This window comes from Azospirillum sp. UENF 211521 (assembly GCF_058780535.1).
In genome coordinates this window covers 832,860-849,663 of the sequence record NZ_JBSNCF010000002.1, presented here as the reverse complement: position 1 = coordinate 849,663, position 16,804 = coordinate 832,860, and the positions used below count along the sequence as shown (strand labels likewise).

Annotated in this window: 15 protein-coding genes; 14 read left to right on the top strand and 1 reads right to left on the bottom strand. The window is 71.3% G+C overall.

All coding sequences use genetic code 11. From position 1 onward, the window contains the following. Positions 1 to 26: 26 nt before the first annotated feature. The 14 genes from ACWPN5_RS20585 to ACWPN5_RS20520 all read left to right on the top strand — a co-directional run bounded on the left by ACWPN5_RS20585 (position 27) and on the right by ACWPN5_RS20520 (position 16,449). Positions 27 to 1,646: a glycosyltransferase gene (locus ACWPN5_RS20585; RefSeq protein ID WP_145680747.1), complete on the top strand. Its 1,620-nt coding sequence runs from the start codon at positions 27 to 29 to the stop codon at positions 1,644 to 1,646. A 30-nt stretch (positions 1,647 to 1,676) separates the two neighbouring features. Continuing rightward, positions 1,677 to 2,726 carry a pseudaminic acid synthase gene (gene pseI, locus ACWPN5_RS20580; RefSeq protein WP_145680746.1) on the top strand — a complete coding sequence of 350 codons (1,050 nt, stop codon included), beginning with the start codon at positions 1,677 to 1,679 and terminating at the stop codon, positions 2,724 to 2,726. Next, on the top strand, positions 2,727 to 3,485 hold the full coding sequence (locus ACWPN5_RS20575) for a cytidylyltransferase domain-containing protein (protein ID WP_492297135.1): 759 nt from the start codon (positions 2,727 to 2,729) through the stop codon (positions 3,483 to 3,485). It abuts the gene before it with no gap. 15 nt (positions 3,486 to 3,500) lie between these two features. Further along, positions 3,501 to 3,734, top strand: coding sequence for an acyl carrier protein (locus ACWPN5_RS20570; RefSeq protein ID WP_145672226.1), 234 nt, complete (start codon positions 3,501 to 3,503; stop codon positions 3,732 to 3,734). Between the two features lie 7 nt (positions 3,735 to 3,741). Beyond that, positions 3,742 to 4,185 carry an alpha/beta fold hydrolase gene (locus ACWPN5_RS20565; protein WP_492297133.1) on the top strand — a complete coding sequence of 148 codons (444 nt, stop codon included), beginning with the start codon at positions 3,742 to 3,744 and terminating at the stop codon, positions 4,183 to 4,185. Continuing rightward, entirely contained in the window at positions 4,103 to 4,561 is a 459-nt protein-coding gene (locus ACWPN5_RS20560) for an alpha/beta hydrolase (RefSeq protein ID WP_492297132.1), read from the top strand. Before ACWPN5_RS20565 ends, ACWPN5_RS20560 begins: the two co-directional genes overlap by 83 nt. Then, positions 4,558 to 4,836, top strand: coding sequence for an acyl carrier protein (locus ACWPN5_RS20555; protein ID WP_200478250.1), 279 nt, complete (start codon positions 4,558 to 4,560; stop codon positions 4,834 to 4,836). The genes ACWPN5_RS20560 and ACWPN5_RS20555 overlap by 4 nt, the downstream gene beginning before the upstream one ends. Before the next feature lie 127 nt (positions 4,837 to 4,963). Further along, positions 4,964 to 6,052 (top strand): ANL family adenylate-forming protein, encoded by a 1,089-nt coding sequence (locus ACWPN5_RS20550; RefSeq protein WP_492297130.1) that lies wholly within the window; start codon positions 4,964 to 4,966, stop codon positions 6,050 to 6,052. Then, entirely contained in the window at positions 6,049 to 6,780 is a 732-nt protein-coding gene (locus ACWPN5_RS20545) for an SDR family NAD(P)-dependent oxidoreductase (protein ID WP_145680741.1), read from the top strand. Before ACWPN5_RS20550 ends, ACWPN5_RS20545 begins: the two co-directional genes overlap by 4 nt. Positions 6,781 to 6,796: 16 nt before the next feature. Then, positions 6,797 to 7,921 carry a ketoacyl-ACP synthase III gene (locus tag ACWPN5_RS20540; RefSeq protein ID WP_492297128.1) on the top strand — a complete coding sequence of 375 codons (1,125 nt, stop codon included), beginning with the start codon at positions 6,797 to 6,799 and terminating at the stop codon, positions 7,919 to 7,921. A gap of 142 nt (positions 7,922 to 8,063) precedes the next feature. Continuing rightward, entirely contained in the window at positions 8,064 to 9,929 is a 1,866-nt protein-coding gene (locus ACWPN5_RS20535; RefSeq protein WP_145680739.1) for a flagellin N-terminal helical domain-containing protein, read from the top strand. A 131-nt stretch (positions 9,930 to 10,060) separates the two neighbouring features. Further along, complete coding sequence (locus ACWPN5_RS20530; RefSeq protein WP_145680738.1) at positions 10,061 to 10,486, top strand: flagellar biosynthesis repressor FlbT; 426 nt, start codon at positions 10,061 to 10,063, stop codon at positions 10,484 to 10,486. After that, the gene (locus ACWPN5_RS20525; RefSeq protein ID WP_492297126.1) at positions 10,483 to 12,567 is read left to right on the top strand and encodes a tetratricopeptide repeat protein; all 2,085 of its coding nucleotides are present in this window, start codon (positions 10,483 to 10,485) and stop codon (positions 12,565 to 12,567) included. Before ACWPN5_RS20530 ends, ACWPN5_RS20525 begins: the two co-directional genes overlap by 4 nt. A 66-nt stretch (positions 12,568 to 12,633) precedes the next feature. Further along, positions 12,634 to 16,449: a tetratricopeptide repeat protein gene (locus ACWPN5_RS20520; protein WP_492297124.1), complete on the top strand. Its 3,816-nt coding sequence runs from the start codon at positions 12,634 to 12,636 to the stop codon at positions 16,447 to 16,449. 94 nt (positions 16,450 to 16,543) lie between these two features. On the opposite strand, the gene ACWPN5_RS20515 is transcribed toward ACWPN5_RS20520, so the two are convergent. Then, a complete protein-coding gene (locus ACWPN5_RS20515) occupies positions 16,544 to 16,726 on the bottom strand; it encodes a YdcH family protein (protein ID WP_040134215.1) in 183 nt (60 codons plus the stop codon). Positions 16,727 to 16,804 lie beyond the last annotated feature (78 nt).

The window sequence follows — 16,804 nt, the reverse complement described above, 5'->3', positions numbered from 1 at the left end:
CCACAGGCGCCGGTTGGGGGAACAGCATGTCCGACATCGCCGGGGACCAGGCCGCCACGCTGAAAGCCCTGCTGGCCGAGCGCCAGTTCAACGCCGACCGGCTCAACACCCTGACGGCCCACTGCGAGCGCATGCGCCGCGAACTGGACCCGGACGCCCGCCTGTCCATCGCCGAGGAGCTGCGCCGCGATCCGCCGACCGGCGAGACGGTGCTGCTCCACTCCGTGCTGTTCCAGCTCACCGGCGACCTCTACCACTACGAACGGATTCTCCATTACCTGCTGCTCGGCGGCGAGCGGGTCGGACCGCAGATGATGCACTACACCTACTGGTGCATGGCCCGGCAGCTCTTCCTGGCGGCGTCGGCGCCGGAGAAGCTGGCCGCCTTCGGCCCCTGCGACCTGTTCCGCTTCCACGAGGAGTTGGTGCGGGCGGTGGCGCGGCGCTGGGGCGTCGTTCCGCCGCGCCATGCGCCGCGCGACGGGCCGATCCGCCGGGTGGCCGTTCTGACCAACCAGTTCACCAACGACCAGCACCAGCCCTCGCGCGACTGCTTCGATTACGCCAGCCGGCTCCAGGACGCGTTCGGGCTCGACGTCGCCATCATCAACTGCAACACCATGCCGCTGCGGGCCGAGAACCTGTTCGTTCCGCCGATGATCGCGGAGCTGGTCACCGATTACGAGGGCGTCTTCGCGCTGACGATGTTCGGTCGGCAGGTGAAGATGGCGTCCTTCACCGACCGGGCGTTTTCGAAGGAGAAGCTGGAAACCATCGTCGGCGCCATCGACGGCTACGATCCCGACCTGCTGGTCACCTTCGGCGGGGCCAACGTGGTGGGCGACCTCTTCGCGGTGAGCGGCTCGCGGCCGGTGGTGTGCCTGCCCACCACCTCCGGCATGACCATCTCGCTGGCCCATCTCGTCCTCGGCTATGAGGAGGGCAACCACACGGACGCCATGCCGGCGCTCTACCGCGGCCCCTTCGCGCAGCGATTCCGGCCCTTCACGCTGGGCTTCTCCCCACCCCCCACGGCGGGAGTCGGGGGCACGCTCGACCTCGGCGATGCGGACTTCGTCTTCGCCGTGGTCGGCACCCGCCTGGACCTGGAGGTGACTGCGGAGTTCCTCGCGCTCGCCGATGCCATCCTCGACCGCTGCCCCGGCGCCGTGATCGTCTTCGCCGGGGAGGTCGAGCGGTTGCCGGCCCGGCTGAAGGCGGCGCGCAACGGCGCGCGGATGCGCAGCCTGGGCCATCTCAAGGACATCCGCGCCTTTTACCGGCGCTGCCACGCCTACCTCAACCCGTCCCGCCAGGGGGGCGGCGGCAGCGCCGCCTACGCCATCGCCGAGGGGCTGCCGGTGGTCACGCTGGCCTGGGGCGATGTGGCGAGCGTGGCGGGGACCGGCATTCCCGTGCCGGACGCCGCCGCCTATGTGGAGCGCGCCGCCGCCCTGGTCGCCGACCCCGCGCTGCGCGAGCGGCAGGTTGAGCTGTCGCTCACGCGCTTCCGGACCGTCGGCGACCGCCATCGCTGCGCCGAACGGCTGCTGGCCTACGGCGAGGAGGCGCGGGACCTTTTGCGCGCCGCGGCCAAGGCGGGCGCACAAAAGGAAGACCCGCCGTCCGCTTCCGTGCCAGAGTGACGCCCGACCACCACAGCGAGACCGCCCTCCGTGCCGCGCGACGTCATCATCAACGGCCGCCCCATCGGCCCCGGCCATCCGCCCTACCTGATCGCCGAGATGTCGGGCAACCACAAGGGCGACCTGAACCGGGCGCTCGCCCTGGTCGATGCCGCCAAGGAGGCCGGCGCCGACGCGGTGAAGCTGCAGACCTACACCGCCGACACCCTGACCATCGACCATGACGGGCCGGGCTTTCTGCTGGAGGGCGGGCTGTGGAAGGGCCGCACCCTGCACGACCTCTACCGCGAGGCCCACACCCCCTGGGAATGGCACGGCCCTCTGTTCGAGCGCGCCCGTGCCCTCGGCCTGACCATCTTCAGCTCCCCCTTCGACGAGACGGCGGTGGACCTGTTGGAGCGGCTGGACGCCCCGGCCTTCAAGATCGCCTCCTTCGAGCTGAACGACCTGCCGCTGATCCGCCGGGCCGCCCGTTCGGGCAAGCCGCTGATCCTCTCCACCGGCCTCGCCACGCTGGGCGAGATCGGCGAAGCGGTGGAGGCCGCGGGCGACGCGCCGCTCGTGCTGCTCCATTGCGTCAGCGGCTATCCGACGACGCCCGAAGACTGCAACCTGCGCACCATCCCGCATCTGGCGCAGGCCTTCGGTGTCGATGCCGGCCTGTCCGACCACACCCACGGCACGGCGGTGCCGGTCGCCGCGGCGGCCTTGGGTGCGGTGGTGATCGAGAAGCACTTCACCCTGTCCCGTGCCGACGGCGGGGTGGACAGCGCCTTCTCGCTGGAGCCGGCGGAGTTCAAGGCGATGGCCGAGTCCGTCCGCACCGCCTGGGCGGCGCTGGGCCGCGTCCATTACGGGGTGAAGCCAAGCGAGGCGGGCGGGCGCGACTACCGCCGGTCCCTCTACGTCACCGCCGACGTGGCGGCGGGTGAGGCGCTGAGCGCCGCCAGCGTCCGCTCCATCCGTCCCGGCTTCGGCCTGGAGCCGAAGCATCTCCCCGCCGTCCTCGGCCGCCGCGCCGCCCGCGCGCTGACGCGCGGCGAGCCGCTGCGCTGGGACATGCTGGCCCCGGAGGATTGAATGGATACCAACCCGGCCAAGCCGCGCGTCGTCTGCATCTCGCAGGCCCGCATGACCTCGACCCGCCTGCCCGGCAAGGTCCTGATGGAGGCGGCGGGGAAGCCGCTGCTGGCGCATCATCTGGGCCGGCTGGCGCGCTGCCGGACGCTCGACGCGCTGGTGCTGGCGACCACGGTGAACGGCACCGACGACCCAGTGGCGGAACTGGCGGCGGCGCTCGGCGCGACGGTCTTCCGCGGTGACGAGCAGGACGTGCTCGGGCGCTTCGCCGGGGCCGCCGCCATGGCCGGGGCGGACGTGGTGGTTCGGGTCACCGCCGACTGTCCGCTGATCGACCCGGCGCTGGTGGACCGCGTGGTGAGCGCCTTCCTGGACGCGGCGCCGCCGCTCGACTACCTCAGCCTGGACGTCACCCGCTTCCCGCGCGGGCTGGATGCGGAGGTTCTCACCCGCGCCGCGCTGGACACGGCGGCCGCCGGGGCCACCGAGCCGGCGGAGCGCGAGCACGTCACCGCCCACCTCTACCGCCGCCCGGAGCGGTTCCGCGTCGGCGCCCCCCTGGCGCCGGAGGACGGCAGCGTCATCGACCAGCGCTGGTGCGTGGACGAGGAGGCCGATCTGGAACTGGTGCGTCGCCTGCTGGGGGCGCTGCTTCCCGAAAATCCCGACTTCGGCTGGCAGGATTGTTGCAAAGTCCTGCGCGACCACCCTGAATGGGCCGACCTGAACGGCAGCGTGCGTCAGAACACGCTCCACTGAAACGGAGACACCACCATGGACCGCAAGGATTTCCTGCTCGCGCTCGACGAGATGCTGGAGCTGGACGCCGGCACCCTGACGGGCGCTGAAGAACTCGACTCGATCGACAGCTGGGACTCGCTGGCCGTCATCAGCTTCATCGCGCTGGTTGACGAGAAGCTCGGGCACGTCGTGGAGGGCGAGAAGCTGGTCAAGGCGAAGACGGTGGACGACCTGCTCGCTCTGGCCGGCATCGCCGTCACGGCCTGACGTTCCGGTGACGGCAAAGGTCGAGCGTTCGCCGCGCCGCGGGCGGGCCGACATCGAGGGCGGTCCCGCCTCCTATCTGTCGATGGGGCGGGGCGGCGTTCCGGCGTTGCTGCTGCACGGTTTCGCCGGGGATTCCCTGACTTGGCAATTCAACGCCGCGGCTCTGGCCGCCCACCGCCGGGTCGTGGCGGTCGATCTGCCGGGGCACGGCGCCTCGACCCTGGAGGTCGGGGACGGCCGGGTCGGCGCCTTCGCGCCCTGGCTGCTGCGCCTGCTGGACACGCTGGAGATTCCGCGGGTCCACGCGGTCGGCCATTCGATGGGCGGCTACGTCGCGCTGGAACTGGCCCGTTCTGGCCCCGGGGCGGGTGGCGAGCCTGTCTCTGGTCGCCAGCGCCGGTCTCGGCCCCGACTTCGACCTGGAGTTCCTGCGGCGGGTCGCCGCGCTTGAGACGGTGGAGGAGGGGCGGGACTGTGCCGCGCGGCTGTTCGCGCGGCCCTGGCTGCTGGCGGGCCGTGTCGGCGAGGTGATGCACGCCCAGGCCGCCGATCCGCGCCGCCGCGCCGCCCTGGAACGGATCATCGCCGGCTCCTTCGCGGAGGCGCACCGGTCGCCCGGCCCGGTGGACTGGGCGGCGTTTCCGATGCCGATCCAGCTCCTGTGGGGACGGGAGGACCGCATCATCCCGGTGCCGAGCGCCGAGCGCCTGCCCCCCGGCGCACCGCTTCATCTCTTCGACAAGGCCGGGCACTTGCCGCATAGTGAGGCAGCAACCCCGGTCACGGCCACCCTCCGCGACTTTCTTTCCGCATGCGACCCCCAATGACCGAATCCATGTTCGCGCTGATCGCCGAAGAGCTTGCCCGCATCGCCGCCGAGAAGGGAGAAACCCTGCCGACGCTCGGCCCGGACACGCGCTTCCTGGGTGGGGATCTGCCGATCGACTCCCTCGACCTCGCCACCCTTCTGGTGGTGCTGGAGCAGCGCACCGGCCAGGACCCGTTCCGCGCCGGCTTCGTCCAGTTCCACACGGTCGGGGAGCTTGCGGCCCTCTATCGTCCGACGCTTCACCATCCGGGCCTGCCCGCCGGGTCCGCATGAGCCAGCCGCCGCCCTCCTGGCTGCATCCCGGCCTTCGTCTGATCGAGGCGGAGCGTTGCGTCGGCTGGGCGGGGATCGCCGCGCAGGCCGACGCCTTCGAGGCGGCGTTCCGCGCCTCGGGGGGAGGGTGGTCCTGCCGCCGCAAGGCGTGGCGGCTCTGGTCGCCGCCCTGGTCGCCGCCGAGCGGGCCGGGGTGGAGCTGCATCTGTCGCGCCGTGCCATGCCTGCGGACGCGGCGAGCGAGCCCGGCGAACCGGGGTTCGCCGTGTTGCTGGAGACCTCCGGCACCACCGGCACGCCGAAGCTGGTCCGGCACGACTTCCAGCGTCTGCGCGGACGCCTGCGTGGGACCGCCGATCCGGACGCGCGCTGGCTGCTGGCCTATGAGCCGGCGGCCTTCGCCGGGCTGCAGGTGATCCTGACGGCGCTGGCGGCGGGGGCGACCCTGGTGTCGGCGCCCGGCGCCGGGGCGGCGGATCTGGCGCGCCTCGCCGTGGCGCACGCGGTCACCCACATCAGCGCGACGCCCAGCTTCTGGCGCGCCTTCCTGCTGGCGCTCGACGGCGCCGCGCCGCCGCTGGCCGCCATCACGCTGGGCGGCGAGGTGGCCGACCAGCCGCTGCTCGACCGGCTGGCCGAGCGGTTCCCGACCGCGAAGCTGCGGCACATCTACGCCTCGACGGAGGCCGGGTCCCTCTTCGCGGTGGGCGACGGCAAGGCGGGCTTCCCCGCCGCCTGGCTCGACGGCGGTGTCGACGGGGTGGGTTTGCGTGTCCGCGATGGCGTGCTGGAGGTGAACAGCCCCCGCGCGATGCTCGGCCTTCAGATTGGCCGCGAGGTCGGCCGGGACGGCGCCTGGCTGTCCACCGGCGACATCGTGGAACGGCGCGGCGACCGCGCGCTGTTCGCCGGGCGGCTCGACGGGCGGATCAATGTCGGTGGCGTCAAGGTCTCCCCGGAGGTGGTGGAGCAGATTCTGCTGGACGTGCCGGGCGTTCGGGACGCCCTGGTCGAGGCCGCGGCCAACCCGGTGACCGGCCACATCCTGACCGCCCTGGTGGTCCCGGCGCCGGGGGTGGAGGAAACGGCCCTGCGCGCCGCGATCCGCGCCGCCGTGGCCGACCTGCCGCCCGCGGCGCGCCCCCGTCTGGTGACCATGACCGGGAGCATCGCCCTGGGGGCGGCGGGCAAGAAGACGCGGAAGGGAACGGCATGAGCGGCAAACGGCACGTCATCGTCACCGGCGGCAGCCGCGGGCTCGGGCTGGGGATCGTCGAGGCGCTGCTCGCCGAGGGCTACCGGGTTTCCACCTGCAGCCGCGCGCCGAGCGCGGCGCTGGAGCGGCTGGCCGGGCCGGACCTGTTCTGGCAGGCCTGCCGGATCGGCGACGGGGAGCAGGTGCGCGCCTTCACGGACGCCGCGCTGGAATGGGGCGGCGCGTCGCCGCTCTGGGGGCTGGTCAACAACGCCGGGATCGCGCGCGAGGGCGTGCTGGCGACCTTCCCGGAGATCGACGTGGAGGAGGTCGTCCAGGTCAACCTGACCGGCGCCATCCAGGTCGCCCGCGCCTTCCTGCGCGCCAAGCTGGTCAAGCGGGGGCCGGGGCGGATCGTCAACATCTCCTCCATCATCGGGCAGCGGGGCTACACCGGCCTGTCCGCCTATTCGGCGTCGAAGGCCGGAATGGACGGGCTGACCCGCGCGCTGGCCCGCGAGGTCGGGCGGCTCCAGGTCACCGTCAACTCCGTTGCGCCCGGCTATCTCGACACCGAGATGTCCGGCTCGCTGGCCGACGGGCAGCGCGACCAGATCGTGCGGCGCACCCCGCTGGGCCGGCTGGGCGCGGTGGCCGACGTCGTTCCGGTGGTGCGGTTCCTGCTGGGCGACGGGGCGGGCTTCGTGACCGGCCAGACCATCGTCGTGGACGGCGGCATCACCGGCTGACGGAAGGAGACGCCCCATGGTGGCCAGCGTGATCGAGGGCGTCGCCCTGACCGGACTCGTCGCCTGCGTTCCGGAGGGACGCGAGACGGTGGAGGATCTGGCCGCCCGTTTCGGCGAGGACGCCGCCCGCCGGATCGCCAAGGCGACGGGCATCGAGGCCCGCCATCTCGTGCCGCCGCACCAATGCACCTCCGACCTGGGCGAGGCCGCGGCGCGGCGCCTGCTCGACCGGCTGGGCTGGGCGGCTGACAGCGTCGATCTCCTGGTCATGGTCACCCAGACCCACGACCATATCCTGCCGGCCTCGGGCTATCTCCTCCACCGACGGCTGGGGCTGGGCAAGGGCGCCGCGGTGCTCGACCTGACGCTCGGCTGCTCGGGTTACGTCCATGGCCTGTGGACTGCGTCGGCGATGCTGAAGGCGGCGGGCGGGCGGCGGGCGCTGCTGGTCGCCGGCGACACGACATCGCGCGTGATCGACCCCGACGACCGCGCCGTGGCGCCTCTGTTCGGCGACGCCGCGACGGCGACGGCGCTGGAGGCGGCGGAGGCGGGGGCGGAGGCGACGCCGCCCATGGTCTTCGCGCTGGGCAGCGACGGCGCCGGTGCCCCCTACCTCGCCGTTCCCGGCGGTGGGCTGCGGCGGCCGGGCGAGCCGGCGCACCTGTTCATGGACGGCACCCAGGTCTTCGCCTTCACCCTGCGGGAGGTGCCGGGCAACATCCGCGCGGTTCTGGAGCGCGCGGGCTGGGCGATGGAGACGGTGGACCGTCTGGTGCTGCATCAGGCCAACGCCCAGATGATCCGCCACCTCGCGCAGAAGCTCGGGGCGACTCCCGCGCAGACGGTGGTCGGGCTCGCCGGGTTCGGCAACACCAGTTCGGCGTCCATCCCCCTGGCGCTGGCGTCGGAATTGGGTGGGGCGCTGCACGGGGGGGCGCTGCGCCTTCTGCTCTCGGGGTTCGGTGTCGGCTGGTCGTGGGGAAGCGTTGCGCTGACCGCCGGCCCGCTCGCCGTCTGCGAGGTGATCACGCTCCCTGCAAGCTCGGCAGAATCTGCCGGGCCGGATGCGCAACCGGCAAAGGGTGCCGGGGAGCGGGCAAATCTTGCCGGGTGCCCGGCAAAAATTGCCGACCCCTGATTTGCCCAGAGGCAGGATTTTCCTCACTCGGGCGGCAAATTCGATCTGGCCCATTTATTGCCTACCGGTAGCCCGAGGGAATTAGTCCCTCTCCGTACGCGCACCGTCGTGCGGATCGACATCCTCCAAAAGGAGTGACTCCATGGCTACCAGCGACATCTCCCTCTCGTCGTCGATGCGCACGAACCTGCTGCAGCTGCAGGGCGTGCAGGACTCGATCGCGAAGAAGCAGAACATCCTTTCGACCGGCAACAAGATCAACTCGGCGCTCGATGGCCCGACGTCGTTCTTCGCCGCGAAGAACCTGACCCAGCGCGCCGGCGACCTGACCGCGCTGAAGGACACGATGGGTCAGGCCATCAGCACCATCAAGGCCGCCGACAAGGGCCTGACCTCGATCGACGACATGATCGAGCAGGCGCGCGGCCTGACCACCGCCGCCTATTCCGCGCTCGGCACCGATGCCGGCTCCGTCGCCACCCGCAAGTCGCTCTCCGGCCAGTTCAACGCGCTGAAGGAGCAGATTGACAAGCTGGCCGGTGACTCCTCCTACGGTGGCAAGAACCTGCTGACCGGCAACGGCCTGCGTCTGGACTCCACCAGCGAATCGCGCCGCGCCGTCAATACCATCCAGGGCATCGAGAACGCCCGCGTCACCAACGTCGTGTCGACCGACACCTACACGGTGCGCGTCAAGGGCGACGGCTCGATCGAGGGCGCGGCCGGCGAGATCAACAGCGCTGAGATGGCCCACGGCCTGGTCGGCCTGAAGCTCTCCGGCACGATGTCGACGTCGGCGGGCAGCTTCTCCGACGTGCAGATCGAAGTCCGCGGCGCCAAGGGCCGCGAGCGGTCGTTCATCGTCACGGACGGCAACGAGTCGCGCACGATCACCTACTTCGACAACAGCCAGACGATCGCCGCCAACACGACGACCGCGGCCAAGTCGGGCACCGCGCAGATCACCCAGGTGTCGATGGGTGGGACGATCGAGGCCGGCGACAGCTTCACCATCACCGTCGAAGACCAGACCTTCACCTACACCGCCACCGCCGGCGACGTGGCGACGGGCCAGACCGCCCGCGTCAACATCGCCAACCAGCTGAAGGCGTCGATCAACAACGCGCTGGGCGCCAACGGCCGCCTCAGCGGCAAGGACGTCCAGACCGTCACGTCCAACGCCACCGGCACGATCACGCTGTCGGGCGCGACGACGACCAACGCCGCCCGCGAGATGACCGTCAAGGCGACGTCCGAGAACGCCCTGACCAAGCGCATCTCCGAGAGCTTCGCGTCGGGCACCATCGTGTCCTTCACGGTGGACCGCAACCTTCTGGAGCAGGCCGCCAACAACGGCAACGGCATCTCGACCATCGAGAAGAAGGTCGACATCCAGATCCAGGTCAGCAACCTGAGCGGCGCCACGGTGACCCGCGACGGCATGTCCAAGCGCGGCGAGGGCAAGCTGGCGGACGGCGAGAACGCCTACGCGTTCGACACCGGCACGGTGCGCTTCAACGTCGATCAGAAGAACATCAAGCAGGCGGCGGCGGCCAACTCCGCGGCCAACCTGGTCTCGGTGCAGGTGACCGACGCCAACACCTCGAACGATCTGACGGTGCAGCTCAACGAGCGCAACACCAACGCGATCACGGTGAAGGCCCAGAACCTGACCACCAGCGGCCAGGGCCTGCGTCTGGACTACGCGCAGAACGATTGGACCGACCGCGCCGACATCGACAAGGCGGTCGCGAGCATCGACTACGCGAAGCAGAACCTGCGGTCGTCTTCGCAGACGCTGTCGACCAACCTGAACGTCATCACGACCCGTGAGAACTTCACCAAGGAGTTCAGCGACGTGCTGACGGAAGGCGCGAGCAAGCTGACGCTGGCCGACCAGAACGAGGAAGGCGCCAACCTGCTGATGCTGCAGACCCGTCAGCAGCTCGGCACCATCGCCCTCTCGCTGGCCAACCAGTCGCAGCAGTCGATCCTGCGTCTGTTCTAAGCCTGAGAGTTCGGGTAGGATTACGCCCGGCGGGCGGCGGCGCGAGCCGCCGCCCGTTTCATTTGTGCGGCGCTTTCCGGCAAGCGCTTTTCGCTTCCGCGCGCCGCCGAGACAAGGACCGGGTCCGTTTCATGCCTCTGAAGTTCGTTCTCCGCCCCAATGAAAAGGTCATCATCAACGGTGCGGTCATCGGGGCCGGTGACCGTCCCGGCTCGTTCTTTCTTTACAACACCGCCAACTTTCTCCGCGGGCGCGAGGTGTTGAAGGAAGAGCAGATCGATTGCATCGAGAAGAAACTCTACTTCGTCATCCAGCTTATCTATATCTTTCCAGAAGACGCGGTGCTCAACCTGCAGCGCTTCGCCTCGATACTGGGCGAGACGCGCGACGCGCGTCCTGATTGCCGCGATGATCTCGACGAGATCGAACGGCTCGTGGAGGCCCGCAATTATTACCGCGCGCTGAAAATCTGCCGGAAGATGTTCAAGGGCGGTGATGCCTCGTCCAACGCCCCGGACGGGACGGCGGAAAGCCCGGCGGCCGATCCGGCACCGTGACCGACGCCGCCGTCGAGGGGTGGGGCGGCCAATCCGCAGACACGCTTCTGTCCGACGCCGTCGCCCGGCACAGGGCGGGCAATCTGGACGAGGCGCAGCAGCTCTACCGCCGCATCCTGTCCGCCGATCCGGATCATACCGATGCCCGTCACCTGTCGGGCATCGCCGCCTATCAGGCCGGCGAGCCCGAGCGGGCCGCGGCGTGCTTTCGGTTGTCCCTGGCGATCGAACCGTCCTTCGCCCCGGCCTACAACAGCCTGGGCAACCTCCTCGCCGACCGGGCCCGTCCGGACGACGCCATCCGCGCCTACCGCCGCGCCATCGCGCTTCAGGACGGCTACGCCGAGGCGCTCGGCAATCTTGGTCTTCTTCTTCAGGCCCAGGAGCGGATCGGCGACGCCGTCGCGGCTTACGAAGAGGCGTTGCGCGCCGATCCCGAACGTCCGGCGACGCGCTTCGATCTGGCGGTTCTCTATCGGCGCCTCGGCCGTCTCGACGAGGCCGCCCTGGCATTCTACCGCGTCGTCCAGGCGCGGCCGGACCATAGGGAGGCGTGGCGCAGCCTGGCGCTCGTGCTGTGGGTCCTGGGCCATGCCGACGCGGAATTGTGCCTGCGCCGCGCCTTGGCCGACGACCCGACCGACCGCGAAGTGGCGCGCGCCCTGGGAACGCTTCTGAACGGCCGGGGCGCCTTCGCCGACGCCGTGACGGTTCTGGCTCCGGCGGTGGAGGCCGACGCCGGTCAGGACGCCCGTTTGATCTTCTATCTGGGCAGCGCGCTCCAGGGGGAGGGACGGCTGGCGGAGGCGGTGGCCCGTTACCGTGATGCGCTGTCCAAGGACCCGTTGCTGGCGGGGGGGTGGAACAATCTCGGCGTCGCCCTGCTCGACCTGGGGGACCACACCGCCGCGGTGGCGGCGCTGCGGACCTGCCTCGCGCTGCATCCCACCGACGCGGTGGCCTTCAACAACCTGGGCACCGGCCTTGACGGCATCGACCGGCCCGCCGAGGCCGCGCGGGTCTTCCAGCGGGCCCTGACGATCCAGCCGGAGTATGGCAAGGCGCTGAACAATCTGGGCAACTCCCACCGGGTCGCGCGCCGGGCCGAGGCCGCCGCCGCGCTGTACCGGCGCGCGCTGATCGTCCAGCCGGACTATCCCGACAGCTACACCAACCTTGGCAACGTCCTCAAGGACGGCGACGACTGGCCGGGCGCGCTGCGCCTTCACCGGCGCGCGGTGCGTCTCGCGCCACGGAGCGCCATCGCGCTGACCACCCTGGGCCTTGCCCTGAACATGCTAGGACGGAACGGCGAGGCGGAAGCCGCGCATCGGCGCGCCCTGTCCATCGACGTCGCTCATGCGGAGGCCTACGCCAACCTCGGCATGCTGCAATGGCAATCGATGCGCGTGGCCGAAGCGGAGCGGACTTTGCGCCGCGCCCTGCACACCGACCCCACCTTGGCCGCGGCACGGCTGAACTTCGCTCTGGTCAGCCTCGCGACGGGCAATCTGCGGGAGGGCTGGCCGGCCTATCAGGACCGCTTCAAGGCCAAGGACCTTCCCGAGCGCGCCATCGGCGCGCCGCTCTGGCAGGACGACGGAGCGGCCGTGCCTCGTCTCCTGGTCTGGCGCGAGCAGGGGGTGGGGGACGAGATCATGTTCGCCTCCTGCTATCCCACCCTGGCGGATCGCGTGGCGGCGGGGCGGATCGGTCAGGTTGTCCTGGAGTGCGACCATCGGCTGGTCAGCCTATTCGCCCGCTCCTTTCCCTGGGCCACTGTCCGGGCGGACTCCAGCGCCGCCGACGGGGCGAAGGCGCCGGTCCCGGCCGACTGCGACGCCCACATCGCCGCTGGTGCCTTGCCGCGCCTTCTGCGTCGGGATCTGGCGCGCTTTCCGACCGGTCCCTGGCTGGTGCCCGACCCGGAACGCCTTGCCTTGTGGCGCGAGCGGCTGGCCGCCCTGGGGCCTGGCTTGAGGATCGGCATCGCCTGGCGCAGCCAGCTGATGACGACCGAACGAAAGGCCGCCTACATCACTCTGGAGGCGTTCGCCCCCCTGTTCACAATCCCCGGGTGAGTTCTCGTCAACCTCCAGTACGGCGACTGCGCGGCGGAGATCGCCGCGGCGGAGGCGCGCTTCGGCGTGACCATCCACCGCTGGGAGGATCTGAATCTCAAGGACGATTTCGAGGGCGCCGCGGCCCTGACCGCCGCGCTCGATCTGGTCATCGCCCCGGCCGTGTCCACCGGCGAACTGGCCGGGGCTCTGGGCGTTCCGGCGTGGCGCATCGGCGCCCGCGACTGGACCCAACTGGGCGCCGGGGTTCGTCCCTGGTATCCGTCGATGCGCCTCTTCCAACCGCGCGCCGGCGAGACGTTGGAGACCGTCATGGCGCGCGTCGCCTGGACCCTCAGCGATCTCGCGCGGCCGGTCCAGGCCGCGGCGAGCAGCCCATCCGTGGCGCCCGCCGCGGCGCCGGACGTCGAACCGCTGATCGCCGAGGCCGTCGCCCGTTATCGCGCCGGAGCCTTGCAGGACGCGGAAGACCGGTGCCGCGCGGTCTTGGACGCCGTGCCGGAGCATTCCGTCGCCCTTCACCTGTCGGGGATCCTTCGGCTTCGCCAGGGCGACGCCGAAGGTGCGGCGGCGATGCTGGCCCTTGCCGTGACGGCCGACCCCGGCAACGCCGCCGCGCACGCGGCCCTGGCCGATGCCTGGCAGGCGCTGGGGCGGCACGACGCCGCACGGGCGGCGCAACGCAACGCCATTCTGCTCCGCCCGGACGCGGCGGAGCATTGGCTCAACCGCGCCGCCCTGCTGCGTGGGGCGGGCGAGGGGGCCGAAGCGGAGGCCTGCGCGCGGCGGGCCCTGCGGACCCGCCCGCAGCTCGGCGTGGCGCACGCCCATCTGGGCCACCTGCTCGCCGAGCGTGAGGACCGAGAGGGAGCGGAGCGGAGTCACCAACGCGCGCTCGCCCTGGCGCCGTCGGACGCCGATGCGCTGGTGAGCCTCGGCGCTTTCCGCCTGCGCACCGACCGACCGGCGGAGGCGGAGCGGTTGCTGCGCCGTGCCGCCGCGAGCGCTCCGGACTCCGCCGTGGCCTGGAGCCACCGTGGCAGCGCGCTCGACCGGCTCGGCCGCGTCGAAGAGGCGCTGGCCTGCCACCGCCGGGCCGTCGACCGGGCGCCGGAGATGGCCGAGGCGCAGGCCAACCTCGCCCTGCATTGGGCGCGGCGGCAGCGCCCGGCGGAGGCCATCGACGCCTACCGCCAAGCCATCCGGCTCAATCCGGCGTTGCCGACCGCCCATTACAATCTGTCGCTCCTGCTGCTGGAACAGGGAGAACTCCGCTCCGGATGGCTGGAGCATGAGTGGCGGTTCGACACCCCCCAGTTCCACGGCCAGAAACGCCACGTCGCGGCACGGTCCTGGCGTGGCGAGAACATCGCGTCCTCCCGCCTGCTGGTCTGGCGGGAGCAGGGGGTCGGCGACGAGATCCTCTTCGCCTCCTGCTATCCCGATCTGCTGCGCCGCGCCGGGCATCTGGTGGTCGAATGCGACCGCCGTCTGGTGTCGCTGTTCGCGCGCTCCTTCCCCGGCGCGACGGTTCGCGCGCCGACCGTGGAGCCGCGCGACGTGGATGTGCAGGTTGCCGCCGCGTCCCTGCCGCGGCTGCTGCGGTCCGACAGGAAGCGGTTCCCGGCCCAGCCCTGGCTGGTGCCCGATCCCGGACGCCTGGACCGCTGGCGCGACCGGCTGGCCGCTCTGGGACCGGGGCTGAAGGTCGGCATCGCGTGGCGCAGCCAGATCATGGATGGCGAGCGCCGCGCCGCCTACGTCACGCTTGACGCCTTCGTGCCGCTGTTCGCTCTGCCGGGGGTGGTGTTCGTCAATCTTCAATACGGTGACTGTGCGGCGGAGATTGCCGCGGCGGAGGCGCGCTTCGGGGTGACCATCCACCGCTGGGACGATCTCGACCTCAAGGACGATTTCGAGGGCGCGGCGGCGCTGACCGCCAATCTGGATCTCGTCCTCACCCCCGCCATCTCCACCGGCGAACTGGCCGGCGCCCTCGGCGTGCCGGTGTGGCGGATCGGGCACCGCGACTGGACCCAGCTCGGCACCGGGGTGCGCCCCTGGTTCCCGTCCATGCGCCTGTTCCAGCCCCGCCCCGGCGAAGGGCTGGCCGACGTCATGGGCCGGATGGCGAACACGCTGCGCCGGCTCATGCCCCCGGACGACGACCCACCGCCCGGCGGATTGCCGCAGGGTGGTCCGCATGATCTGGACAGGCTGCTGGAGACCGCCGCCGCCCACCACCGGGACGGCCGGCTGGCCGAGGCGGCCCCCCTGTACGAGCGGGTGCTGACGGTCAAGGCGGACCACCCGGTCGCCCTGCACCTGTCGGGGTTGCTGGCGCATCAAACCGGCGATTCCGCCGCGGGGGCGGCGCGCATCGCCCGTGCGCTGGACGCGTTGCCCGCCTACGGCGCCGCCCACTCGAGCCTGGGAACCGTGCTGCTGGCGCTGGGCCGCGCGCCGGAGGCGGTGCGCCGTTTTCGTCTCGCGCTCGCCTTGCAACCGGCCGCCGCCGCGGCCCTGACCAATCTCGGCAACGCGCTGGAGGCGGCGCACGACCTGAGCGCCGCCGCCGAGGCCCACCGCCGGGCGACCTTGGCCGACCCGGCGCTGGCGGAGGCGCACGACAATTGGGGCGCGGTACTGACCCGGCTCGGTGCGCTGGGCTTGGCCGAGGAGCGCCACCGCCACGCGCTGCGCCTGGCTCCGGACCGCGCGGATGGATGGCTGAATCTGGGGGTGGTGCTGCGCCGGGCGGGGCGGTTGGACGAGGCCGGGCGGGCGCTGATCCGTGCGCTGGCCCTGGTCCCGGCCCTTGGGGATGGGCTGGGCAATCTGGGGCGTCTGCTGCGCGACCGGGGCGATTCCGCGGCGGCGGAACGCTGGTGCCGGCGCGCCCTGGCGGTTGAGCCGGGGCAGCCGGCGGCGGCGTTCAACCTCGGGCTTCTGGATCTGGCCCGTGGCAGGCTGGAATCGGGGTGGCGCGGCTATGACGCCCGCTTCCGCGCGCGCGAGTTGTCCGGCGGCGCCCGTGTCGTCCCTGTGCCCGCCTGGGAGGGAGAGGATCCCGCCGGCCTGCGCCTGCTGGTCTGGGCGGAGCAGGGGATCGGTGACGAGATAATGTTCGCCGGTTGCCTGGACGAACTGGTCGCGCGGGCCGCCGCGGTGGTTGTGGAGTGCGACCGGCGGCTGGTGCCGCTGTTCGCGCGGTCCTTTCCCCAGGCGGCTTGGCGCCCGGCTCCGGCGCACCCGGACGCGCCCTGCGCCGGGATCGACCGTCACGTCGCCATGGGGTCGTTGCCGCGTTGGCTGCGGCCCCGCTTCGAGCGCTTTCCGTCGCGCCCGTCCTTCCTGACCGCCGACCCGGAGCGGGCCGCCCGCTGGCGCGAGCGGGTGACGGCGCTCGGCCCCGGCCTCAAGGTGGGAATCGCGTGGCGCAGCGGGCTGATGACCGCGGAACGCCGCGGGGCCTACGCGCCGCTGGACGTTTGGGGGCCGGTGTTCGCGCTGACCGGCGTGGTCTTCGTCACGCTGCAATACGGGGACTGCGCCGCCGAGATCGCCGAGGCGGAGCGGCGCTTCGGGGTGACCCTCCACCGCTGGGACGATCTGGACCTCAAGGACGACCTGGATGGCGTGGCCGCCCTGATGACGGCCCTCGACCTCGTCGTCACCCCGGCGAGTTCGGTGGGGGAATTGGCGGGGGCGCTGGGGGTGCCGGTCTGGCGGTTCGGGCCGCGGGGCGACTGGACGGCGCTGGGCACCGGCGTCCGCCCCTGGTTCCCGAGCATGGCGCTGATCCCGGCGCCGGCGGGAGAGGCGGCGTCCGGTGCCTTGCCGACGATCGCGCGCCGTCTGGCCGCGCTTCGCCCAGTATGAACAAGGCCCAGTATAGACAGCGCCGCATAAAGAAAGCCGGGAGCGAACCGTCCGCCGCCCCCGACTTTACGAATCGGATCGATCCGGAAGGGTGTTAATTCACCCTGTGACTGGTTCTGGCCAAACGATCAATTTCTTCCTTGAGGTGGAGCTTCTCAAGCTTCATCCGCTTGATGGCACTATCGTCAGGCCACGAACGCTTCTCCTCGTCGAGGATGGCGCGGTCGAGACGCAGGTGCTTTTCCTGCAGGGAAGATAGGCGAGCATCAGTGTGCATGGGCTGCTCTCCGTCAGATCGAACCGGCTCCTGCCAAGTCCGGCAGGCCGGAAACCATAGTGTTCACCCATCCGTGCT